The sequence below is a fragment of the Novosphingobium flavum genome, from assembly GCF_014230315.1.
In the GTDB taxonomy this organism is placed as follows: domain Bacteria; phylum Pseudomonadota; class Alphaproteobacteria; order Sphingomonadales; family Sphingomonadaceae; genus Novosphingobium; species Novosphingobium flavum.
Genome location: NZ_JACLAW010000017.1, coordinates 1 through 22652, shown reverse-complemented (window position 1 = coordinate 22652; position 22652 = coordinate 1). Strand labels below are relative to the sequence as shown.

Sequence of the window (22652 nt, the reverse complement as noted above, 5' to 3'; positions counted from 1 at the left end):
GCGGGCATCCGTTCAACATGCGTCACTCTCCACATTGGCGGCGGGCGATGATCGAATGCCACGGGCCCGGCTCTTGCCGGCCGCCTGGTCGAAAGGGCTTGACAGCGGCGGCCTTTACATGATGGTAGCGCTACCAGAACTTGTCAATGACCTTGTCAGTGACAGGGCTGCATGTCGGGAGAGAAAATGTCGGTTCAATCGTCGTTCGCCGGGCTCCTCCCGGCTGACTGGAGCAAGGGTCGCTTCCTCGGCCGTGTGCAAGGGCCGGCGGGGCCAAGCCCCGTGCTGGTCGAGAACGGCGTGGCTTACGACATGTCCGCCGTCGCCCCCACGGTCTCGCAACTGGTCGAGCGCCTGCCGCTCGACAGTTCGGCCGGGCAGGTGCTCGGTCCGCTCGACCAGCTTGACCATCCCTTGCTCAGCCCGGTCGACCTGCAGGTGATCAAGGCCTGCGGCGTCACTTTCGCCACGTCCACGCTGGAACGCGTGATCGAAGAGCGCGCCCGCGGCGATGCGTCCAAGGCCGAGGACATCCGGGCCCGCATCGAAAGCCGGGTGGGCGGTTCGATCCGCTCGGTGGTGCCAGGCTCGGCCGAGGCCGAAGCGCTCAAGGACCTGCTGATCGCCGAAGGGCTCTGGTCGCAATACCTCGAGGTGGCGATCGGCCCCTATGCCGAGGTGTTCACCAAGGCTCCGGTGCTGTCGACCGTCGGCGCCCTCGCCGAGATCGGCGTGCGCAGCGATTCGACCTGGAACAACCCCGAGCCGGAGGTCGTGCTGCTGGTCAACGCGGCGGGCGAGGCGGTGGGCGCCTGCCTCGGCAACGACGTCAACCTGCGCGACATCGAAGGGCGCAGCGCCCTGCTGCTGGGCAAGGCGAAGGACAACAATGCCTCCTGCGCGCTCGGCCCGCTGGTGCGCCTGTTCGACGAGAGCTTCACCATCGACGAGGTGCGCGGCGCCGAGCTGGACCTCGTGATCGAAGGGCCCGAAGGCTACCGGCTGGAGGGCCATTCCTCGATGCGCGAGATCAGCCGCGATCCGCTCGACCTCGTGCGGCAGACGCTGAGCGAACACCAGTATCCCGATGGCTTCGTGCTGTTCCTCGGCACCCTGTTCGCGCCGACGCAGGACCGCGACGATCCGGGCCGCGGGTTCACGCACAAGGTGGGCGACATGGTGACCATCTCAACGCCGAAGCTGGGCACGCTGGTCAACCGGGTCGTCACCTGCGAGCAGGCGGCGCCGTGGACTCAGGGGATCGCGGCCTTCTATGCCAACCTTGCCGCGCGCGGGCTGCTGGGCGCGGGGGCATGACCATGGCCGCCGTCTATCCGAGCCTGCGCGGCAAGCGCGTCTTCGTCAGCGGCGGCGCGAGCGGCATCGGCGAAGGGCTGGTCGAAGCCTTCGCCGCCCAGGGCGCGCAGGTCGCCTTCTGCGACATTGCCGAGGAAGCGGGCAGGGCCGTTGCCGAACGGACCGGGGCGCCCTTCTTCCCCTGCGACCTGACCGAACTGGATGACTTGCAGGCCATGATGGCCGGGATCGAAGCGGCGCTGGGCGGGATCGACGTGGTGGTCAACAACGCCGCCCGGGATGACCGGCACAGCGTTGCGGACGTGACCCCGGCCTATTGGGACAAGTGCATGGCGGTCAACCTGCGCCACCTGTTCTTCGTCGCCCAGGCGGCCATCCCCGCGATGAAGCGCGCGGGCGGCGGGGCGATCATCAACCTCGGCTCGATCTCCTGGCATCTCGGCCTGCCCGACCTCGTGCTTTACCAGACCGCCAAGGCCGCGATCGAGGGGATGACGCGCGGTCTCGCGCGTGAGCTGGGCCGCGACAATATCCGCGTCACCGCCATCGTTCCCGGCAATGTCAAAACGGCGCGCCAGGAACAGTGGTACACCCCCGAAGGCGAGGCGCAGATCGTTGCAGCGCAGTGCCTCGATGGGCGGCTGCTTCCGGCCGACGTGGCGGCGCTGGCGCTGTTCCTCGCCTCGGACGATGCGCGGCTGATCACCGGCCACGAATACTGGGTCGACGCGGGGTGGCGATGAGCACGCCCCGCCCGGTATGGGCGCTTGGCGCCGCGCTGGGCGAGGGCCCGGTGTGGGTGGAGCAGGGCGCCGCCCTGTGGTTCGTCGACATCAAGGCTCCCGCCATTCACCGCTTCACCCCCGGCACGGGCGAGCAGCGGACGTGGGCGGCACCGGCGCAGGTCGGCTGGGTCCTTCCGGCCGAGGGCGGCGGCATGGTCGCGGGCATGCAGACCGGCGTTCACCGCTTTGACCCGGCCACCGGCGCGTTCAGCCTGATCGCCGCGCCGGAAGCGCATCTGCCGGGCAATCGCCTCAACGATGCCACCGTGGCGAGCGACGGCGCGATCTGGTTCGGCTCGATGGACGACAGCGAGCAGTCAGACACCGGGCGGATCTACCGGCTCGATGCAGATGGAGCGGTCGATACCGGCCTGCCGCCGGTCTCGGTCACGAACGGTCCGGCCTTCTCGCTCGATGGCCGCACCCTTTACCACCACGATACGCTGGGCCAGACCATCTGGGCCAGCACGGTGGAGGACGGCCGCGTCACCGACACGCGGCTGTTCGCCGCGATCGAGGAGGGCGCGGGCTATCCCGATGGCCCCGTCGTCGATGCGGAGGGGTGCCTCTGGGTCAGCCTGTTCAGGGGCTGGGGCGTGCGCCGGTATGATCCGGCGGGCCGCCTGATGGCCACGGTCCCCTTCCCGGTCGCCAATATCACCAAGATCGCCTTCGGCGGGCCGGACCTTGCCACGGCCTATGCCACGACCGCCGCCAAGGGCCTGTCAGCGGCGGAGCTTGCCGCCCAGCCGCTGGCCGGGGCCCTGTTCGCGTTCGATGCCGGTGTTGCCGGCCCGCCCGGGTTCCTGGCGCGCGTCTGAAAGCATAAAAGGGAGAGAGCGATGCAGGATGCTTCGGAAGGCACGGTCAACATGGCGCTGATCGCCATGATCGTGGCCGTGGCGACGATCGGCGGGTTCATGTTCGGCTACGATTCCGGCGTGATCAACGGCACCCAGAAGGGGCTGGAGGCGGCTTTCGCTCTGGGCAAGGTGGGCATCGGCATCAATGTCGGCGCGATCCTCGTCGGGTCCTCGGTGGGCGCATTCGGCGCCGGGCGGCTGGCCGACCGGATCGGGCGGCGCGGGGTGATGAAGCTGGCCGCCGTGCTGTTCCTCGTCAGCGCGCTGCTGGCCGGTGCGGCGGGTTCCTCGGCGGTGTTCATCATCGCCCGCATCATCGGCGGGCTTGGCGTCGGCGCGGCCAGCGTGATCTCGCCGGTCTATATTTCCGAAGTCGTGCCGGCCCATGTTCGCGGGCGCCTGTCCAGCGTGCAGCAGGTGATGATCATCACCGGTCTCACCGGCGCTTTCGTGATGAACTACGTGCTGGCCCAGGTTGCGGGCGAATCCACCGCGATCCTGTGGGCGGGCCAGCCCGCCTGGCGCTGGATGTTCTGGCTTCAGGCCATTCCCGCCGCGATCTATTTCGCGGCGCTGCTCTTCATCCCGGAAAGCCCGCGCTACCTCGTGACGCGCGGCGACGAGGCCGGTGCCCGCAAGGTGCTGGCCCGCCTGTTCGGGGCGAGTTCCGCCGAGCGGATCGTCACCGAGATCCGTGAGAGCCTGGCCGCCGACCACCACCGCCCGCGCCTGTCCGACCTGATTGACAAGACGACCGGCCGGCTCCGGCCCATCGTGTGGACCGGGATCGGCCTTGCCGTCTTCCAGCAGTTCGTCGGCATCAACGTGGTGTTCTATTATGGCGCGACGCTGTGGCAGGCGGTGGGCTTTTCGGAAAGCTACGCGTTGCAGATCAACATCATCTCCGGGCTGGTCTCGATCGCGGGCTGCATCGCAACGCTGCTGCTGGTCGACCGCGTCGGGCGCAGGCCCCTGCTGCTGATCGGCTCGGCGGGCATGGCCGTGACGCTGGCGATCGTCGCCTGGGCCTTCTCCACCGCGGTCCATGGGCCAGACGGCGCAGTGAGCCTGCCGGGCGACAATGGCCTGATCGCCCTCCTCGCGGCCAATGCCTACGTGGTCCTGTTCAACATGAGCTGGGGCCCGATCATGTGGGTCATGCTGGGCGAGATGTTCCCCAACCAGATCCGCGGCTCGGGGCTGGCCGTTTCGGGCTTCGCGCAGTGGATCGCCAATGCCGCGATCTCGGTCAGCTTCCCGGCGCTGGTGGCCTGGCCGGGGCTCGCCACCGCCTATTCCGGCTACGCCCTGGCCGCCGGGGTCTCGTTCTTCTTCGTGCGGGCCATGGTGCGCGAAACCAAGGGCGTGACGCTCGAACGGATGGAGGGCTGAGCGGCGCGCCTCATGGCTGCGCCGCGCGCGCGGTGTCGCTCCATCCGCCGCCAAGCGCCCGGAACAGCGCGATCTGGCGGCTGGAGACCAGCGCATCCTGATCGGCCAGCGCGGCCCGGGCTTCGGCCAGGGTCCGCTCGGAATCGAGCGTCTCGAGCGAATCGACCACGCCTTCGCGGTTCTGTGCGCGGATGATGCGCGCGGCGCGCTGCGCGGCGTCGGCGGCGGAGGTCAGCGCGCGGCGCTGTTCGAGCGAGCGGCCATAGGCCGACAGCGCGGTCTCGGTTTCCTGCAGCGCGGTCAGCACCGCGCCGTCGAAGGCGGCGAGCGATCCGGCGGCGTCGGCCTTGGCCGCGTCGATCCGCGCCCGCACCGGCTCGCGGTTGGGGAAGGCCCAGTTGACCAGCGGGCCGAGCAGCAGGCTCAGCGGACCGCCCGAGAACAGGTCGGCAAGGTTGGAGGCGGTGGAACTGGCTGAACCGCCGAGCGTGATGCGCGGGTAGAGATCGGCCCGAGCGAGGCCGATCCGCGCGGTGTCCGCCAGCACGCGCTGTTCGGCGGCGCGCACGTCGGGGCGGCGGGCCAGCAACTGCGCGCCGTCGCCCACGGGCAGCGGCGCGGTGATCTCCAGCATCACCGAGCGTTCGCCCGCGATGGCCGGCAACTGCGACGGCGCCCGCCCGGTCAGGGTGGCGAGCGCGAACAGGGCGGCGCTGCGCTGGGCCTCGATCGCCGGGATGGTCGCGGCGCGCTGCTCACGCAGGGCCTCGATCCGGGCGAGGGCCAGCCCGTCGGACAGGCCGGCGGTGTGGCGCCGCGCGGTCAGGCGCAGCGTCTCGTCGAGCAGTTGCACGATTGATTGCGCCACCTTGAGCCGTGCGGCCGCGCTGGCGGCATCGGCATAGGCCTGGGTCGTGTCGGCCACGACCATCACCCGCACCGCGTCGGCATCGGCCTGGGCCGCCGCCACATCGCCGCGTGCCGCCGCGATCCCGCTGCGCACCCGCCCGAACAGGTCGACCTCGTAGGAGATGTCGGCGCCGATCGAGAAGCCCGCGCCGGACTGGTTGGCGCCCGCCGGCAGCTGGCTTGCCGGAACGTGGGCATAGCCGCCCGAGGCGCTCAGGCTGGTCTGCGGCAGGCGGTCGGCCCGGGCGCCGCGCAGCGCGGCGCGGGCGCGGTCGATCCGCGCGGCGGCCTGGCGGACGTCGGTGTTGGCCGCCAGCGCGTCGGCCACGAGGCTGTCGAGCACGGGGTCCTGGTAGAGCCGCCACCAGTCGGCCTGCGGCGCGCTGGTCGTGACAGGCGCGGCGGCGGTGGAAAGGAAGGGGCCGGCGGTCGCTGCGGGGGGCGGGGCAGAGGCGACACGGTCCGGCCCCGCCGCGCACCCCGAAAGGGCGAGCGCGGACAAGGTGGTGAGCAGGGTGGTGCGAAGCGGCATGGTGGTGATCCTCATTCGGCCGGCTGCAGCGCGGCGGGCGCGGCACCGCGGCGGCGCAGGGCGGCGGCCCAGTCGCCCAGCGCCCGGCTGACGACGTAGAAGGTGGGGGTGAACACGAGGCCGAAGCCGGTCACCCCGAGCATCCCGAAGCAGACCGCGGTGCCCAGTGCCTGGCGCAGCTCGGCCCCGGCGCCGGTCGCCATCACCAGCGGCACGGCGCCGAGGATGAAGGCGAAGCTGGTCATCAGGATCGGGCGCAGACGGGTCCGCGCTGCCTCGACCGCTGCCGCGGCCGGAGAAAGCCCGTGCAGGTTCTCGCCCTGCCGGGCAAATTCCACGATCAGGATCGCGTTCTTGGCCGAGAGGGCGACCAGCACGACCAGCCCGATCTGGGTCAGGACATTGTTGTCCATGCCTCTGAGGTTCACGCCGACCATCGCCGCGAGGATGCACATCGGCACGATCAGGATGATCGCCAGCGGCATGATCAGGCTTTCGTACTGCGCCGCCAGCACCAGGAAGACGAGCAGCACTGCAAGGCCGAAGACATAGACCGCCGTGTTGCCGGTCATGGCCTGCTGGTAGGCGATGCCGGTCCATTCGGTGGAATAGCCCTGCGGCAGGGTTTCGGCCGCGACCTTTTCCATCGTCAGCAGCGATTTGCCGGTCGATCCGCCCGGCGCCGTATCGCCGTCGATCGCCACGGCCGGGGCCAGGTTGTAGCGCGAGACGCGGTAGGGCCCGGTGGTGTCGGTGAATGTCGCCAGCGATCCCAGCGGCACCATCGCCCCGGTGCTGGAGCGGGTATAGAGCCCGGCGATGTCGCTGATGTCGGCGCGGTGGCCGGCATCGGCCTGTGCGGTCACCCGGTAGGTCCGGCCGAGCAGGTTGAAGTCGTTGACGAAGGCGCTGCCGAGATAGACCGACAGGGTGTCGAACACGTCGCTCGGCGCAACGCCCAGCATCTGCGCCTTCTCGCGGTCGATGTCGGTGCGCACGCGCGGCGTGCCGGTGTCGAAGAAGGTATAGACCCCGGCGAGGCCCGGCTGGCCGTTGGCCTTGGCGATCACCGCATTGGCCGCTTCCTGCATCGCGCGGTAGCCCTTGCCCGAATTGTCCTGCAGCATCATGCGAAAGCCGCCGGCCGAGCCGATGCCCTGAATCACCGGGGGCTTCACGATCATCAGGCGCGCCTCGTTGATGTCGGCCGTGGCCTTGCGGGCCTCGTCCACCAGCACGTCGACCGAGAGGTGCTTCTTCTGGCGGGAGGCGAAATCGTCCAGCACCCAGTAGGCGGCGGCCGAGCTGGCGGACTGGGTCTGGGTCGTGCCGTCGAAGCCCGAGAGCATGACCGTGCCCTTGATCCCGTCGATCTTGAGCACGCGCTCGGCCACCTGCTTCATCACCGCATCGGTGCGCGAGGTTGCCGAACCGGGCGGCAGCTGGATCACGCTGACGAAATAGCCCTGGTCCTGCTGGGGGATGAACCCGGTCGGCGTGGCAGCAAGGGTCAGACCGGTGAGGCCGATCAGCACGCCGTAGGCGAGCATGACACGGCGCGGCATGGCCACGAGGCGGGTGGTCAGGCGGGCGTAGCCGGCCGACAGGCGCTCGAACAGCGCGTTGAAGCGGTCGCCTGCCCGCTCGATCGCCTGCCGCCAGCGCGGGGCATCGGCGGGCAGGTGCTCATGCGGCTTGAGCAACAGGGCCGAAAGCGCCGGGGACAGGGTGAGCGAGACGATCAGCGAGATCACGGTCGCGGCCGAGATCGTCACCGCGAACTGCTTGTAGAACTCGCCCGAGAGGCCGCCCATGAACAGGGTCGGCACGAAGACGGCGCAGAGCACCAGAACGATGGCGATCAGCGCCTCGCCCACCTCGTCCATCGAGCGGCGCGCGGCCTCCAGCGGGCTCAGCCCGGCGGCAAGGTTACGCTCCACGTTCTCGACCACCACGATCGCGTCGTCGACCACGATGCCGATCGCCAGCACCAGCCCGAACAGCGACAGGTTGTTGAGCGAGTAGCCGACCACCGCCAGCACGGCGAAAGTGCCGACCAGCGAGATCGGGATCGCCAGCACCGGGATGATCGAGGCGCGGGCCTTCTGCAGGAAGACGACGATCACGAGGACGACCAGCACAACCGCTTCGAGCAGGGTATGCAGCACGGCGTCGATCGACTGCGAGATGAATTCGGTCGGGTTGTAGACGATCCGGTATTCGAGCCCCTTGGGGAAGGACTTGGACAGTTCGTCCATCGCCGCCTTGACCCCCTCGGCGGCGTTCAGCGCGTTCGAGCCGGGCTTCTGGAAGACCGGCAGGATCACCGATTCCTGATGGTCGAGATAGGCCGAGGTGGCATAGTCGGACGCGCCGATTTCCACCCGTGCCACATCGTTCACTCGGGTCTGGCGGCCTTGCGCATCGGTGCGGATCACCACGTCGCCGAACTGGCTGGGGTCGGTGAAGCGGCCCTGGGTCTCGACGTTGAGCTGGAAGGCCGCGCCGGGGCTGGGCTGCTGGCCCAGCGTGCCCGCGGCAACCTGGACGTTCTGGGCGCGCAGGGCATTGACGATGTCGCTGCCGGTCAGGCCCAGCGCGGCGGCGCGGCCGGGATCGATCCATACCCGCATCGCCAGTTCGCGCTGGCCGAACAGCTGGACGTCGCCCACCCCGTCGAGCCGGGCGAGGCGGTCCTTGATCCGGGTCTGGGCGTAGTTGGACATGTAGGCCCGGTCGAGCGAGCCGTCGGGCGAGACGAGATTGACCACCATCAGGAAGTCGGGTGTCGTCTTGCGGGTCACGATCCCAAGCCGGCGCACTTCCTCGGGCAGCCGCGCCTCGGCAATGGCGACGCGGTTCTGCACGAGAACCTGCGCGGCATCGAGGTCGGTCCCGGCCTTGAAGGTGACGGTGATCGTCATCCGCCCGTCACCGGTCGATTCGCTCGACTGGTAGAGCATCCCGTCGACGCCGTTGATCTCCTGCTCGATCGGGTTGGCCACGGTATCGGCCACCGTCTCGGCCGAGGCGCCGGGATAGGCCGCGCTGACCGTCACCGTCGGCGGGACGATGTCGGGGTATTGGCTGACCGGCAGGAAGAAATAGGCGATCGCCCCGATCAGGGTGATCAGCACCGCGATCACGGCGGCGAAGATCGGGCGGTCGATGAAGAAGCGGGACAGGCGCATGAGCGTTCTCCGGGCGCGGCTTGCCGGGGCGCGGGCGAAAGCGCGCCGTCAGGCAAGCCGGTGGACGGGATCAGTTGGCGAAGGTGGCGGCGGCTGCGCGGGATACGGGCGGGGCCGGGCTGTCCGCCGCCGGGGCGGCGCCAGGCGCATCGGGCGCGATCCGGCCGGGCTCTGCGCGGACCTTCTGGCCCGGCACGGCCATCTGGACGCCCTTGATGATCACCCGGTCGCTCGGCTTCAGGCCCTGTTCGATGACCCTCAGGCCGCCGACCAGCGGGCCAAGCTCGATCGTTCGCGCCGCGACCGTGCCGTCGGGGCCGACCACCAGCAATTGCTTGCGGGTCTGGTCGGTGGTGACGGCGGTATCGGGCACCAGCAGGGTGGTCCGCGGCGAACCGTTCGCCAGCCGCATCCGGCCGAACAGACCGGGCGCGAGGAAGGCCTCTCCATTGCGCACCACCGCGCGGGCGCGGATCGTCCCCGATGCGGCGTCGAGCCCGTTGTCGGTGAAATCGAGCGCGCCGTGCCAGCGATAGTCGCTCTCGTCCTGCAGGCGGATTTCCACCGGGGTGCCATTGCCCAGCCCTTCGCGGCGCGCCTTCAGGTAGAGCGCCTCGGAGCCGGTGAAGACGAAATAGACCGGGTCGACCGCGTTGATCGTGGTCAGCAGCGTGGCCGCCGCGCCGCCGGCGCCCGAAACGAGGTTGCCGGCATCGATCCGGCGGTCGGAAATCCGGCCTGAGATCGGCGCGCGCACCGTGGTGAAGCCGACGTCGATCGCCCGGGCGCTGGCCAGGGCGCGGGCGGCGGCGAGGGCTGCGGCGTTGTTACGCACTTCGGCCTCGAGCCGGTCGATCTCGGTCGCGGCCACCGCGTCCTCGGCGACGAGGCGCCTGGCGCGGGCGAGGTTGTTCTGCGACAGGGCGAGCGCGCTGCCGGCCTTCGCGGCTTCGGCCTGGGCTTGGGCGAGGGCGGCCCGCAGCGCGCGGGAATCGATCGTGAAGAGCGGCTGGCCCGCCTTCACCATCTGGCCGTCGGTGAACAGGACCTGGGTGATCTGACCGGAAACCTGCGGGCGAACCTCCACGCTCTTGCTCGCCTCGAAGCGGCCGATGTACTCGTTCCACTCCGTAACCTGCTTCTGCAGCGGCACGGCGGCGGAGACCACCGGGACCGGCGCCTGCGGCATGACGGGCACGGCCCCGCGCAGCAGCCACCATGCGGCGCCGAGGGCGACGACCAGCCATGTGCCGACCCACACCCGGCGCTTGCCGGAGCCTTGCGCGGGGGCGTCGGCGGCGGTGGGCCGTGCTTCGGGCGATCCGTCCGGATCGTCGTGCTGCGCGTGGACGGCAACTTCGTCAGAACGGTCGAATGGCGTGTCGAGCATTGGTTACCCCCGGCGAACAGTCGGCATGCCCCCGGCGCTCCCGCAAGCGGCAGGGCTTCGAGCGCGAACATGCGACTGTCTGGAACAGAAACTGCGCCGATGGAAACCGACGCAGCCTTATATATGTACCGATAAGTATATAATGTGACGTTCAGGTCAAGCGCTTTTTGTACCGATCGTTACTTTTTCCTGCAACGCAGCAATCCGCCTAGCGCGACGGCCATGCCGCCAGGGCCGATTCGACCACCTGCAACAGCTCTTCGCGGGTCGCGCCGGACTGGGCCTGGACCGACATGCCCTGCATGATCGCGATCAGGTAACGGGTGATCGCCTCGGCATTGGTCGGGCCGTGGAATTCGCCCGCGTCGATGGCGCGCTGGAACCGATCGACGATCACGCGCTTGGCCGATTCGGCCCGGCTGTTGACGTCATCCCGGATCGAGGGTTCGACCGTCTGGCAGGCGACCGAGGCGATCACGCCCATGCAGCCCCGGCACTCGCTGCCGGTGACGGTGTCCACCGCGCCAAACAGCATGTTCTCGGCCACGGCGCGCGCCGTCGGCGCCTCGATCGCCCTGCCGATATAGGCCAGCTTCTCGCGCTCGTAGAGGTCGAGCGCCTGACGGAACAGGTTCTCCTTGTTGCCGAAAGCGGCGTAAAGGCTGGGCCGGGTGATCCCCATGACCTCGGTCAGGTCGCTGAGCGAGGCGCCCTCATATCCCTTGGTCCAGAAGACGCGCAGCGCCGCTGCGAGGGCTTCATCCAGATCGAATTGACGAGGGCGACCGCGTGTTGCGAGCTTTTCCATACCTCCCGGTATAAAAACATGGCGCAGTAAATTCAAGGCCGCGATCGCCCCTCCCTGTTGGTGTCGCGGTCAGACCAGCGCCATCAGGCTGGCATTGCCGCCCGCGGCGGTGGTGTTGATCGAGGTGGACACTTCCTCCACCAGCCAGTCGAGACGATAGTCCCCGCCCGCCTGCGGCGACTGGACCAGCGGGATCGGCCCCGGCCGGGCGGCCAGTCTGGCCAGCCATTCGGGCCCGACCTGCTCGATCAGGGCGGCGGCGAAGTCCGTGCCAGTCGGGATGTCGGCGGCGCGTTCGATCACGGCGCGGAGCGGGGCCGGCAGCACGGCCAGCTCCGCATCCAGCCATGCCGGGCCCACGACCACCGCTCGGTTGCCGCCGGCCAGCGCCGCGATCAACTGGCGCACCAGCCCATCGCGCGTCGTGGGCCGCAGCAAAACCCTGCCGCGCGGGCGGATCGCATAGAGGTTGCGCTCGCCCACCGGGCCGGGCAGCTCGGTGCTGAAGCCGAGCGGCGAGGCCTGTCCGGCGGCGCGGGCGCTCGTCGCAAGGTCGGCTTCGCCGCGCCCGGCCAGCCAGCGTTGGAGTTCGCCCAGCAGCGGCGTTGCCCCCGCCCCGCGCGGGGTTTCCGCCGGCGCGCCGCGCACCAGCCGGCCCAGCGCCAGCGGCCCGCCCGCCTTGGGGCCGGTGCCCGAAAGACCGCCGCCCCCGAACGGCTGGACCCCGACCACCGCGCCGATCACGTTGCGGTTGATATAGACATTGCCCGCCGCGATCGGCTCGCGCACGCGGGTCACGGTTTCCTCGAGCCGGGTGTGCAGGCCGAAAGTCAAGGCATAGCCGGTGGCATTGATGTCGGCGATCACGGCGCCGAGGTCCCTGCGCGAATAGCGGACGACGTGGAGCACCGGCCCGAACACCTCGCGCTTCAGCCGGGCGATATCGTCGATCTCGATGATCGTGGGTGCCACGAAAGTGCCTTGCGCGCATTCGGGCGGCAGCGGCAGGCGGTGCACCGGGCAGCCCGCCGCTGCCATCCGCCCGACATGGGCCTCGATCGCGGATTGGGCCTCGGCCGAGATCACCGGCCCGATGTCGCTGGCGAGACGGTCGGGATTGCCCACCGCCAGTTCGGCCAGCGCGCCCTTGAGCATGGCCAGCTGGCGCCCGGCGATCTCCTCCTGCAGGAACAGCACCCGCAGGGCGGAACAGCGCTGGCCCGCGCTGTCGAAGGCCGAGGCCATGACGTCGGCGGTGACCTGTTCGGCCAGGGCCGAGCTATCGACGATCATCGCGTTCTGCCCGCCGGTCTCGGCCACCAGCGGGATCACCCCGCGGCCCTCTTCGCCCGCCCGCCGCGCAAGGCTGGCGTTGATCGCGCGGGCTGCCTCGGTCGAGCCGGTGAACATCACCCCGGCCACATGGGGATCGGCCACCAGCGCCGCGCCGATCGTCCCGTCGCCGGGCAGGAATTGCAGCACGCCTTGCGGAATGCCCGCCGCGTGGAGCAGGCGCACGGCCTCCGCCGCGATCAGCGGGGTCTCTTCGGCCGGCTTGGCGATCACCGGGTTGCCCGCGGCCAGTGCCGCCGCGACCTGGCCGGTGAAGATCGCCAGCGGGAAGTTCCACGGGCTGATGCAGGCGACCGGGCCGAGCGGCTCCGTGTCCGCGCCAAGCCCGCGCCGCGCCTCGGCGGCATAGTAGCGCAGGAAGTCCACGGCCTCGCGCACTTCCGCCACGGCATTGGCGCAGGACTTGCCCGCCTCGCGGATGATCAGGCCGAGCAGGACAGGCCCGCGTTCTTCGATAAGATCGCCGGCGCGCTCCAGCATGGCGGCGCGTTCGGCCGCCGGGGTGCAGGCCCATCCACCGGCATGGCGCGCCGCCGCCGCCCCGGCCCGCGCCACCTGCGCCGCGCTGGCCTCGGCCACCATGCCGACGAGGTCGCGCAGGTCGGCGGGATTGGCGATCGGGCGCGGCGCGGCGCCCACGCCCGGCGCCGGGTCCGCCAGCAGCGGGCGAGCGGACCAGCGCTGCGCCGCGCTCTCCTGCAAGGTCGCCGCCAACCGCTCCAGCACGGCCGCGTCGGTCAGGTCGAAGCCCGCCGAATTGCGCCGCTTGCCGAGGATGTCGCGCGGCAGCAGCACGGCGGGATGGGGGCTGCCCGGCGGCACGATCGCGCGCGCCTCGTCCACCGGATCGCGGACCAGTTCGCCGACCGGCACGGTCTCGTCGCCGATGCGGTGGACGAAGGAGGAATTGGCCCCGTTCTCAAGCAGGCGGCGCACGAGATAGGCCAGCAAGGTCTCGTGAGTCCCGACCGGGGCATAGATCCGGCACGGGCGGCCCAGCCCCGCCGCGCCGACCACCTGCTCGTAGAGCGGCTCGCCCATGCCGTGGAGGCACTGGAACTCGTAGTCGCCCGGCGCGAAGCGCTCTCCCGCGAGGTGGAAGATCGTGGCCACGGTCTGGGCATTGTGCGTGGCGAACTGCGGATAGACCGCATCGCGCGCCGCCAGCAGCCGCCGCGCGCAGGCGATATAGGCAACGTCGGTATGGACCTTGCGGGTATAGACCGGAAAGTCGGCGAGCCCATCGAGCTGCGCCCGCTTGATCTCGCTGTCCCAGTAGGCGCCCTTGACGAGGCGGACCATGATCCGCCGCCCCGCCCGCCGGGCCAGCGCAGCGATCCAGTCGATCACCGCCGGGCAGCGCTTGCCATAGGCCTGGACCACGAAGCCGAGGCCATCCCACCCGGCAAGGCCCGGATCGAGTGCGAGCGCTTCGAGCAGGTCAAGCGACAGCTCGAGCCGGTCGGCCTCCTCGGCGTCGATGTTGAGGCCGATGCCATAGTCCCGTGCCAGTGCCGCCAGCCCCCGCAGGCGCGGCAGCAGTTCGCTCATCACCCGCTCGGCCTGCCCGCGCACATAGCGCGGGTGCAGGGCGGACAGCTTGATCGAGATCCCCGGCCCGGCCACCGGCCCGCGCCCGGCCGAAGCCGCGCCGATGGCATGGATCGCGGCGGTATAGGCGGCAAGGTAACGCCGCGCGTCGGCGGCGGTTACCGCCGCTTCGCCCAGCATGTCGTAGCTGTAGGTGAAACCCTCGTGCTCGCGCGCCCGGCTGCGCTTCAGCGCTTCCGCGATGGTCTCGCCGCTCACGAACTGCTCGCCCATCATCTGCATGGCGAGATCGACCGCGTGGCGGATCACCGGCTCGCCCGCCCGGGCCGCCAGCCGGGTCAGGGCGGCAAGGAGCCCCTTCTCGTCAATGCTGCCCACCAGCCTGCCGGTCACCACCAGGCCCCAGGTTGCGGCGTTGACGAACAGTGAGCGGCCCTCGCCGAGGTGGGCTTGCCAGTTGGCTCCGGCCACCTTGTCGCGGATCAGGGCATTGCGGGTGGCGTCGTCGGGAATCCTGAGCAGGGCCTCGGCCAGGCACATCAGGGCAACGCCTTCCTGGCTCGACAGCGAATATTCGTGCACCAGCGCCTCGACCCCGCCGCGCTTGCCGCCACGGCGCAGGGCGTTGACGAGGGCCGTGGCCGTCGCCGCGATCGCGTCCTTCAGGGCCGGCGGCACTTCGGCCTCGGCGAGCAGCGGCGGCAGGCAGTCCGGCTCGGGGCGGCGGCAGGCGGCCGCGATGGAGCGGCGCAGCGGATCGGCGCTTGCAAGCGCCGGGCAGAACGCGGCGAAAGGCGGCTGGCTGGGCACCGCGCGGCTAGGCTTGCGGGCCAAGCCGGGCGAGGATGCGCCGCGCCTGGGCCAGGTGCGGCGCGTCGATCATCGCCCCGTCCAGTTGCAGGGCTCCGGCCTCCGGCGCGGCGGCGAAGGCGGCCACGACCCGGCGGGCCCAGTCCACCCGCTCTGCGCCCGGCGTGAAGGCGGCGTTGATCACCGAGACCTGAGCCGGGTGGATCGCCAGCATCCCGGCAAACCCGTCACGCGCGGCGCGGGCGGCGAAAGCGGCAAGGCCGGCCTCGTCGGCGAAGGCGGGCCAGACCGTCTCGATCGCCGGAACCCCGGCGGCGGCAGCGGCGAACAGGGCCAGTGCCCGCGCCATTTCATAGGGCGGGGTGAAGCGCCCATCAGCCTCGCGGCTGGCCTCGGCGCCGATCGCGGCAGAGAGATCCTCCGCGCCCCAGGCCATCCCGGCCAGCCGTTCCCGGCATTCCCGGTAAGTGCCGAGCTGGAACAGGGCACGGGGCGTCTCGGTCGCGATCGGGAGCAGCGCCGCTTCGGCAAGGCCCGTGCCCGCCAGCCGCGCGCTCAGGTCGCGAAGGGTCGCGGCGCCCTCGGCCTTGGGCACGACGATCACGCCGGGCGCGGGGCCATCGGCCAGCGCGGCAAGGTCGGCGGCGGCCGCGGCTGAGCCGGGCGGGTTGATCCGCACGGCGAGCAGCGCGGGCCCGCGCGGCTCGCCCAGCCGCTTGCGAACGGCGGCGCGGGCGTGGTCCCTGTGCGCCGGGCTGACCGAATCCTCAAGGTCGAGGATCACCGCGTCGGCGCCGCTGGCCTCGGCCTTGGCGAACCGCTCCGGCCGGTCGCCCGGCACGAACAGCCACGAACGGGGGGTCACGCCGGCCTCCGCCTGACCAGCGCCGCGCGCAGGCAGCGGCAGACCACGGTGCCGGTCTGGTTGATCAGCTCGTGCTCGAACGTGACGATCCCGGCATCGCTGCGCGAGCCGCTGGCCCTGAGCGCGGCGATCCGGGTCCGCGCGCGCAGCGTATCGCCGATGAAGACCGGGGCGGGATGGACCAGCTTGTCGTAGCCGAGGTTGGCGACCAGCGTGCCGAGCGTGGTGTCGGCCACCGAGAGCCCGACCATCAGCGCGAAAGTGAAAGTACCGTTGACGATGATGCGGCCGAACTCGCTGGCCGCCGCCACTTCGGCGTCTAGGTGGAGCGGCTGCGGGTTGTGCGTCATGACCGAGAACAGCAGGTTGTCGGTCTCGGTCACCGTGCGGCCGATCTCGTGAGCGATTTCCTCGCCGTCGCGCCAGTCCTCGAAATAGCGACCTGCCATGTGCCGTCTCTCCCGCCGCTGCCGGGCAAGATTCGGCCCTTCGCGGCGCCGGGTCAACAAAATGTCATGCCCCGGCCTTGCCGCCGCTGCCCGCGCCGGGCGATGATGGGGCCGCCCATGAAGAAGAAGCGCCGCTATCTCACCGCCACCATGCCGGACGGCTATGTGAAGACCATCGGCCCCACGGCCGACAACTTCACCCATTACTGGCGGATCGTGGCCGAGCTGGAGAACGGCCGGACCGAGGTGTTCTGGGGCCATGCCCGCTCGCTGGCCGAGGCCCGCCGCAAGCGCGCCCCGGCCGAGGAAGCGGCGCGCACGCGTGGGTGGAAGAGCTTCGTCTTCGAGATCGCCGAACTGGTCGAAACTTCTGCCTGAGGCCCATCCGGGCGCATTTCCTTGGGGATCGCGCCCTTTCTTGTGCTGGACGGGCGCAAAACTGCGGCCTAGTCATGCCGCGCCTTTAATGGAGAGACACGCACATGAACACTTCCGATCTCGCCGAAGCCGTCGCCTCGGCTGCCGACCTGACGAAGGCTGACGCCCGCAAGGTCGTGGACGCCGTCTTCGCCGCCATCACCGAAGCCGCCGCCAAGGGCGAGGAAATCTCGCTCAGCGCTTTCGGCAAGTTCAAGGTCAAGGAAAGCGCCGCGCGCGAGGGCCGCAACCCCGCCACCGGCGAGCCGATGCAGATCGCCGCTTCGCGCAAGCTCGCCTTCGCTCCGGCCAAGGCAGTCAAGGACAAGCTGAACGGCTGATCCATTGCGGCGCGGGATTTTCCCTGCGCCGCCTTTCATAGCGGCGGGGCCGGGGTCATCCCGGCCCCGCCTCTTTTGCGGCAGGAAGCCCATGGAATTCAACGACCAGCTGGTCCGCCATTTCGGCACCAGCGATCTCGCCAGCCTGACGCCTGCGGTGCTTGCCAGCGGGATGGAGCGGCTCGCGGTCGAATTCGGGCTCGAGAAGGATCGCGGCCGCCGTTTCGCCATGTGGTGCCTGATGCACGTCATGGGCAGCGCGCCCGATCTCGATGTCGCCTTCAAGGACCCTGCGGACCAGAACGCGGCGCGCGACTTCATGGACATGCTGGACCGCGCGGGCCCGGCGCTCTCCTGACGTCCGGCCGTTCCGGCCTCCCCCCCCACGCAGATGCACCGGGCGCTCGCGCGGCCATTCGCCCCACCGTGGCGGCTGGCGCCGACGGTTGGCGCGGCCTTCGCGGCTGCCGCATCTTCGTGCCCGGTGAAAGGACCGCGCCAAAGTCGTACCCGAACCGCGCGGAAACAGCGGTCGCGGAAACATGATTTCGCAAGCGCGGTAACTTTATGAGAAAGAAAACAGAATTCTTGAAGCTTGGCGCTTGATCCGTTTTTCTTGGAATTTTTTTCGATATTAACGAAAGTTGATGTTGTCTAATGCTGCAGGAATGGCAGTAAATGCGCCGATGGGGGGTCCCGCGGCCATCGGTCCGGGTATGAAGCTGCTCCCGGGGACACTTGAGCGGGGGCTATGCGGGGGCGTGATTTCCTGGGGCGGCGGCCATGTGCGCGATCGCCGCTGCCTTATCTGCAGGGCGAATGGCGCAGGGGGCGTTTCCTTCTCCTCGCGCTGGGGGCGGTCTGGGGCACCGCCGCCGGGGCCGAGCCGCAATCTTTCGTCCAGGCGCTCGAGGAGATGGCGCAGAAGAACCCGCGGGTGATTTCGGCGGGATACCTCGTCCGCGCCGCCGAGGCCGATGTCGCGGGCGCGCGCTCGGCCTATCGCCCGCAGCTTGGCGTCACCACCGATTTCGGCTGGTCCGGGGCCACCACCTACAGCCCGGCCGGGGTCTCGATCCTCCCCGAAGTGCGCGTTTCTCAACTGGTCTTCGATGGCGGTCGCACCCCCGCCGAAATCCGCCGCCGCCGCATCCGGGTCGATCTGCTCGGAGTGCAGGAGCAGGCCACCCTGGCCGACCTTTCGCTCCAGCTGGCCCACGCCTGGCTGGACTATTCGCGCCAGAGCGAACTGGTCGGGGTCAGCCAGCAGCAGGTCGCCGCGCTGATGGTGCTCGACGGGCTGGTGACCGAGATCGCCGGGTTCGACCGCGGCCGCGCCTCGGACGTGGTGATGGTCGAAAGCCGCTTGCAACAGGCGCGCACCGCGCTCTATTCGCGCCAGATCGCGCTGAGCGAGGCGCGCGGCCGGATTCGCGAGGTGTCCTCGCTCCCGGTCGAGCCGCAGGGCGCCGTGCCCGATGCGGGCAAGGCCCTTCCCGCCAATATCGACGCCTGCCTCGCGCTCGTCCCGGCCAGTCCCGCCGCGCGGCTCGCGTCGCTGCAGGTCGATGAAGGCCAGGAGGCCGAGCGCGCCACCCGCAACTGGTGGGCGCCCAATCTTGCGGTGGAGGCGGCGCGCACTTCCGAACGCACGGCGCTGGGCGATACCCGCCTGCTCAATGGCTTTGCCCTGCGCCTGCGCGCCTCGGTCCTGCCGTTCGACAGCGGTGGCGGCAAGGCCCGCCACACCTCGTCGCTCGCCGCGCTGGAGGCGGCGCGGGCCACGGCGCGCGGCACCGAGGTCATGCTGCGCGACCGGGTCGAGCGGCTGTGGACCTTCCAGTCCGACCGGGCCGGGCGGCTGCCCGAACTGGAAGACCTCGTCGGCCGCTCCGACCAGGCGCGCGACATCGTGTTCGAGCAGTTCCGGCTCGGCCGCCGCACCATCCTCGACGTGCTGTCCTATGACCTCGAGCGCTTCAACGTGCGCGCCCAGCTGGTCAACGAACGCTTCGACATTGCCCAGACCCGCTACCAGCTGCTGGGCACCCTTGGCCTGATCTATCAGGCGGCCAGCAGCGCGGAGCAGGGCGCATGAGCGGACGGCAGGATCTTTCGGGCGCCATCGCGGCCTGCCTCGCCCGGCGCGGCCGCAGCGCCAGCGCCGCCGTGATCCACGCTGCGATCGGCCCGGCGCCGGACCGGGCCGCCGTGCTGCGCGGCCTGGCCGAGATCGGGATCACCGCCCAGTGGCTCGCGCCCGAGGCGCTCGCAGCCGACATGATGCCCGCCGTGGCCGTGCTGGCCGAGGGCGGGGCCTGCGCGGTCGGCTCGCTGGGCGAACTGGCCGGGCTGGAGGGGGCGGCGATCGTCCTTGTCTTCGCCGAGGCGGCAGCGGCCGACGGGCGGGCCGACGATCTCGTCGTCAAGGGCACTGCGCACTGGTTCTGGCCGGTGCTGTGGTCCTACCGCCGTTATTATTTCGAGGCGGCCGCTCAGTCGGCGGTGATCAACCTGCTGTCGCTGGCGGGGATCATCTTCACGATGACGGTCTATGACCGCATCCTGCCCAACCAGGCCTTCGTCACCCTGTGGTCGCTGCTGGTCGGCGTGGTCCTTGCCATGGGCTTCGAATTTGCCGCCCGCACCCTGCGCAGCCACGTGCTGGATGCGGCGGGCAAGAAGATCGACCTCGTGCTGGGCGATACGGTCTTCTTCCGGGCCCTGTCGATCCGGCTCGAACACCGCGCCCAGTCGTCCGGCGCCTTCGCCAATATCCTCAAGGAGTTCGAGGCCGTGCGCGGCTTCGTCACCTCGGCCACGCTGGTCGCCATTGCCGACCTGCCGTTTGCCCTGCTGTTCCTTGGCGTCTGCGCTTTGGTCGGCGGCTGGCTGGTCGTGGTCCCGCTGCTCGCCTTCGTCATCGTCGCCGTGCTCTCGCTCGCCATACAGGTGCCGATGGCCCGCCTCGCCAATGAAAGCCTGCGCGAGGCGGCGGTGCGCCATGGCACGGTGATCGAAAGCCTCGAGGGGCTGGAAACGCTCAAGGCGCTCGGCGCCGAGGGCCGGATGCGGCGCCGCCACGAATTGTCGAGCGCGGTCGTCGCCGACCGGGCGGTGCGCAGCCAGTCCTGGTCCAACCTCGTCGTCAACCTCACCGTCCTGCTCCAGCAGGCCGCTTCGGCGTTGCTGCTGGCCTGGGGGGTCTATCTCGCCAGCGTCGGCATGGCCACGGCGGGCGCGCTGGTCGCCTGCGTCCAGCTTTCCTCGCGCGCGCTGGCCCCGCTGGTCACGCTGACCTCGCTGGCCGTGCGTTTCCAGCAGGTCCGCTCGGCCCTGCGCAGCCTTGATGCGATCATGGCCCTGCCGGTCGAGCGCGAACCGGAGCGGACCCTGATCTCGGGCCCGGACTGGGCCGGCGCGGTCGAACTGCAGGGCGCCTCGTTCCGCTATGAGCGCGAGGGGCAAGCCGCGATCGACACGGTCTCGCTCAGCATCGCACCGGGCGAACGGGTGGCGATCCTCGGCCGGATCGGCAGCGGCAAGTCGACCCTGCTGCGCCTCATCGCCGGTCTGCTGCGTCCGGGCGAGGGGCAGGTCCTGCTTGACGGGGTGGACATGACAGCGATCGAACCGGCGGACCTGCGCGCCGCCGTGCTGCTGGTCGGGCAGGACGCCCGCCTGTTCCACGGCACCCTGCGCGACAATATCACCCTCGCCGCCGCCGGGGCCGACGACCAGCGGATGCTCGAGGTGGCCGAGGCGACCGGCGCCGCCGCGATCGCCGCCGGCCACCCGCTCGGCTTCGACCGCCCGGTGGGAGAGCGCGGCGATACCCTCTCGGGCGGGCAGCGCCAGGCCGTGGCCATGGCCCGTGCCCTGATGGCCCGCCCGCGCCTTTACCTGCTGGATGAGCCGACCTCGGCGATGGACCAGCAAACCGAGGCCGAACTGCTGCGCACGATTTCCACCCTCGGGGGCGAGGGCACCGGCTTCGTCATCGTCACTCACAAGCAGACCGTCCTGCCCCATGTCGACCGGATCATCGTGATGGACGGCGGGCGGATCGTGGCCGACGGCCCGCGCGACGGGGTGATCAACGCCCTGTCCGAAGGCCGCGTGAGGAGCGTGGCATGAAGGCGCTCGCCCTCCTGCGCTCGCCGCTCGCCATGGCCCGCGAGCAGGATCGCCACCCGGCCTGGCTCGGCTTCTCGCTGCTTCTGCTCGCCACCGTGCTGGGCCTGCTGGTCTGGTCGCGCTTCGCCGTGCTGGAAGAGGTCACTACCGGTCCGGCCCAGATCGTGCCTTCGGGCAAGGTCCAGGTGATCCAGTCGCTCGAAGGCGGGATCGTCTCAGCGCTCAAGGTGCACGAGGGCGACGTGGTCGAGGCCGGCCAGCCGCTGATCGTGATCGACCCGACCCGCGCCGAATCCGCGTTCAACGAGATGGACCGCCGCCGCCGCGCCCTGATCGCCTCGGCGGCGCGGCTGCGGGCCGAATCGATGGGCCTGCCGCTGAACTTCCCGGCCGAGATCGCCGCCGACGCTGACCTGATTCGTGACGAGACCTCGGCCTACCGGGTCCGCCTCCAGGCCGTGTCCGACGCGACCGCCGGCCTCAGGCGCTCGATCGAGCTGATGCAGCGCGAACTGGCGATCACCGGGCCGATGAGCGATCGCGGGCTGGTGCCCGAGGTCGAGGTGCTGCGCCTGCGCCGCCAGATCAGCGAGGCCCAGCTGCAGATGTCCGAACGCACCAACCGCTACCGGGCGGACGCCGGGACCGAGCTGTCGCGGGTCGAATCCGAACTGGCGCAGGTGTCCGAAGTGGCCGCCGGGCGGCGCGATGCGGTCTCCCGCACGGTCCTGCGCGCGCCGGTGCGCGGCACGGTCAAGAACGTGCAGGTGACGACGATCGGCGGCGTGGTCCAGCCGGGTGCCGACATGATGGAAATCGTGCCGCTGCGCGACGTCCTGCTGGTCGAGGCGCGGATCAAGCCGGCCGACGTCGCCTTCATTCGCCCGGGGCAGGAGGCGACGGTCAAGCTCGCCGCCTACAACTACCTCGTTTACGGCTCGCTCAAGGGCCGGGTGGAATCGATCAGCCCCGATACCCTGCGCGAGAACCGCCGCCCCGACGAGGAAGCCTTTTACCGCGTGCTGGTCAGCACCGGCCAGTCCACCCTCGTTCATCAGGGCAAGGCGCTCACCATCATTCCGGGCATGACCGGCACGGTCGATATCCTGACCGGGCGGCGCACCGTCTTCGATTATTTCCTGCGTCCGGTCCTCAAGATCGACGAGGCTTTCCGCGAGCGGTGACGCCCGCAACACCAGAACATCTGTCAATTCATTCAAGGGGATAGTGAAAATGGCGATCGTGGCGAGGATCTCGGGAAAGTCCGGCAAGCTGCTGCGCACCGTGGCGTTGCACCACGGGGCCAATGCCTTCCGGGCCGATCCCGATGCGGTCGTCGTGATTATCGATGAAGCGACCGGCAAGGTCGTCGATCAGGCCGATCTGGCCCGCACGGGCGGCCAGGTCGTCGTCAACCTGCCGGAGGGCCTGGGCGCGGCCACCGGCGCTGCCGCCGAGGCGGCGGGCCTCGCGCCCGATGGCGCCGGGGGCGGCGCTTCGGGCAGCGCGCCTGCGGGCGGGGCCAGCGGCGATGCGGCGGCG

The 22652-nt window shown here is 70.3% G+C and carries 18 protein-coding genes; 11 read left to right on the top strand and 7 right to left on the bottom strand.

All coding sequences use genetic code 11. The annotated features are described in order from the left end of the window. Nucleotides 1-186 precede the first annotated feature (186 nt). The 4 genes from H7F51_RS17415 to H7F51_RS17400 are packed head-to-tail and all read left to right on the top strand — an operon-like array spanning nt 187 to nt 4357. Nucleotides 187-1317 carry a fumarylacetoacetate hydrolase family protein gene (locus H7F51_RS17415; protein ID WP_221774207.1) on the top strand — a complete coding sequence of 377 codons (1131 nt, stop codon included), beginning with the start codon at nt 187-189 and terminating at the stop codon, nt 1315-1317. Continuing rightward, a complete protein-coding gene (xylB, locus tag H7F51_RS17410; RefSeq protein ID WP_281384467.1) occupies nt 1314-2060 on the top strand; it encodes a D-xylose 1-dehydrogenase in 747 nt (248 codons plus the stop codon). The genes H7F51_RS17415 and xylB overlap by 4 nt, the downstream gene beginning before the upstream one ends. Next, entirely contained in the window at nt 2057-2923 is an 867-nt protein-coding gene (locus H7F51_RS17405) for an SMP-30/gluconolactonase/LRE family protein (protein ID WP_185665595.1), read from the top strand. The genes xylB and H7F51_RS17405 overlap by 4 nt, the downstream gene beginning before the upstream one ends. Before the next feature lie 21 nt (nt 2924-2944). After that, nucleotides 2945-4357 (top strand): sugar porter family MFS transporter, encoded by a 1413-nt coding sequence (locus H7F51_RS17400; RefSeq protein WP_185665594.1) that lies wholly within the window; start codon nt 2945-2947, stop codon nt 4355-4357. A gap of 10 nt (nt 4358-4367) precedes the next feature. On the opposite strand, the gene H7F51_RS17395 is transcribed toward H7F51_RS17400, so the two are convergent. The 7 genes from H7F51_RS17395 to H7F51_RS17365 form a co-directional block, all read right to left on the bottom strand. Beyond that, on the bottom strand, nt 4368-5798 hold the full coding sequence (locus H7F51_RS17395; protein ID WP_185665593.1) for an efflux transporter outer membrane subunit: 1431 nt from the start codon (nt 5796-5798) through the stop codon (nt 4368-4370). A gap of 11 nt (nt 5799-5809) precedes the next feature. After that, nucleotides 5810-8989, bottom strand: a complete 3180-nt coding sequence (locus tag H7F51_RS17390; RefSeq protein WP_185665592.1) for an efflux RND transporter permease subunit — start codon at nt 8987-8989, stop codon at nt 5810-5812. Between the two features lie 70 nt (nt 8990-9059). Next, nucleotides 9060-10379, bottom strand: a complete 1320-nt coding sequence (locus tag H7F51_RS17385) for an efflux RND transporter periplasmic adaptor subunit (RefSeq protein ID WP_185665591.1) — start codon at nt 10377-10379, stop codon at nt 9060-9062. 208 nt (nt 10380-10587) lie between these two features. Further along, nucleotides 10588-11187, bottom strand: a complete 600-nt coding sequence (locus tag H7F51_RS17380; protein WP_185665590.1) for a TetR/AcrR family transcriptional regulator — start codon at nt 11185-11187, stop codon at nt 10588-10590. 69 nt (nt 11188-11256) lie between these two features. Beyond that, nucleotides 11257-14901: a bifunctional proline dehydrogenase/L-glutamate gamma-semialdehyde dehydrogenase PutA gene (gene putA / locus H7F51_RS17375; RefSeq protein ID WP_185665635.1), complete on the bottom strand. Its 3645-nt coding sequence runs from the start codon at nt 14899-14901 to the stop codon at nt 11257-11259. A gap of 7 nt (nt 14902-14908) precedes the next feature. Next, entirely contained in the window at nt 14909-15766 is an 858-nt protein-coding gene (locus H7F51_RS17370; protein WP_185665589.1) for an aldolase/citrate lyase family protein, read from the bottom strand. Continuing rightward, a complete protein-coding gene (locus H7F51_RS17365) occupies nt 15763-16215 on the bottom strand; it encodes a MaoC family dehydratase (protein ID WP_185665588.1) in 453 nt (150 codons plus the stop codon). Before H7F51_RS17365 ends, H7F51_RS17370 begins: the two co-directional genes overlap by 4 nt. Before the next feature lie 117 nt (nt 16216-16332). Between H7F51_RS17365 and H7F51_RS17360 the strand changes: the two genes are divergently transcribed. The 7 genes from H7F51_RS17360 to H7F51_RS17330 form a co-directional block, all read left to right on the top strand. Beyond that, nucleotides 16333-16593, top strand: coding sequence for a hypothetical protein (locus tag H7F51_RS17360; protein WP_185665587.1), 261 nt, complete (start codon nt 16333-16335; stop codon nt 16591-16593). A 104-nt stretch (nt 16594-16697) separates the two neighbouring features. Continuing rightward, nucleotides 16698-16973 carry an HU family DNA-binding protein gene (locus H7F51_RS17355; protein ID WP_185665586.1) on the top strand — a complete coding sequence of 92 codons (276 nt, stop codon included), beginning with the start codon at nt 16698-16700 and terminating at the stop codon, nt 16971-16973. Nucleotides 16974-17064: 91 nt separating this feature from the next. Then, entirely contained in the window at nt 17065-17331 is a 267-nt protein-coding gene (locus H7F51_RS17350; protein WP_185665585.1) for a hypothetical protein, read from the top strand. Nucleotides 17332-17724: 393 nt separating this feature from the next. After that, a complete protein-coding gene (locus H7F51_RS17345; protein ID WP_185665584.1) occupies nt 17725-19071 on the top strand; it encodes a TolC family protein in 1347 nt (448 codons plus the stop codon). Continuing rightward, a complete protein-coding gene (locus H7F51_RS17340; RefSeq protein WP_185665583.1) occupies nt 19068-21110 on the top strand; it encodes a type I secretion system permease/ATPase in 2043 nt (680 codons plus the stop codon). Before H7F51_RS17345 ends, H7F51_RS17340 begins: the two co-directional genes overlap by 4 nt. Then, on the top strand, nt 21107-22294 hold the full coding sequence (locus H7F51_RS17335; RefSeq protein WP_221774205.1) for an HlyD family type I secretion periplasmic adaptor subunit: 1188 nt from the start codon (nt 21107-21109) through the stop codon (nt 22292-22294). The genes H7F51_RS17340 and H7F51_RS17335 overlap by 4 nt, the downstream gene beginning before the upstream one ends. 49 nt (nt 22295-22343) lie before the next feature. Then, nucleotides 22344-22652, top strand: a 309-nt coding sequence (locus tag H7F51_RS17330) for a hypothetical protein (RefSeq protein ID WP_221774204.1), incomplete at its 3' end; no start/stop codon positions are given.

Coding starts and splice junctions, on each gene's coding strand:
- H7F51_RS17385 (WP_185665591.1), bottom strand. CDS start 10,379: ATGCTCGACACGCCATTCGACCGTTCTGACGAAGTTGCCGTCCACGCG.
- H7F51_RS17340 (WP_185665583.1), top strand. CDS start 19,068: ATGAGCGGACGGCAGGATCTTTCGGGCGCCATCGCGGCCTGCCTCGCC.
- H7F51_RS17345 (WP_185665584.1), top strand. CDS start 17,725: ATGCGGGGGCGTGATTTCCTGGGGCGGCGGCCATGTGCGCGATCGCCG.
- H7F51_RS17360 (WP_185665587.1), top strand. CDS start 16,333: ATGAAGAAGAAGCGCCGCTATCTCACCGCCACCATGCCGGACGGCTAT.
- H7F51_RS17415 (WP_221774207.1), top strand. CDS start 187: ATGTCGGTTCAATCGTCGTTCGCCGGGCTCCTCCCGGCTGACTGGAGC.
- H7F51_RS17395 (WP_185665593.1), bottom strand. CDS start 5,798: ATGCCGCTTCGCACCACCCTGCTCACCACCTTGTCCGCGCTCGCCCTT.
- H7F51_RS17350 (WP_185665585.1), top strand. CDS start 17,065: ATGGAATTCAACGACCAGCTGGTCCGCCATTTCGGCACCAGCGATCTC.
- H7F51_RS17405 (WP_185665595.1), top strand. CDS start 2,057: ATGAGCACGCCCCGCCCGGTATGGGCGCTTGGCGCCGCGCTGGGCGAG.
- xylB (WP_281384467.1), top strand. CDS start 1,314: ATGACCATGGCCGCCGTCTATCCGAGCCTGCGCGGCAAGCGCGTCTTC.
- H7F51_RS17365 (WP_185665588.1), bottom strand. CDS start 16,215: ATGGCAGGTCGCTATTTCGAGGACTGGCGCGACGGCGAGGAAATCGCT.
- H7F51_RS17400 (WP_185665594.1), top strand. CDS start 2,945: ATGCAGGATGCTTCGGAAGGCACGGTCAACATGGCGCTGATCGCCATG.
- H7F51_RS17335 (WP_221774205.1), top strand. CDS start 21,107: ATGAAGGCGCTCGCCCTCCTGCGCTCGCCGCTCGCCATGGCCCGCGAG.
- H7F51_RS17355 (WP_185665586.1), top strand. CDS start 16,698: ATGAACACTTCCGATCTCGCCGAAGCCGTCGCCTCGGCTGCCGACCTG.
- H7F51_RS17390 (WP_185665592.1), bottom strand. CDS start 8,989: ATGCGCCTGTCCCGCTTCTTCATCGACCGCCCGATCTTCGCCGCCGTG.
- H7F51_RS17380 (WP_185665590.1), bottom strand. CDS start 11,187: ATGGAAAAGCTCGCAACACGCGGTCGCCCTCGTCAATTCGATCTGGAT.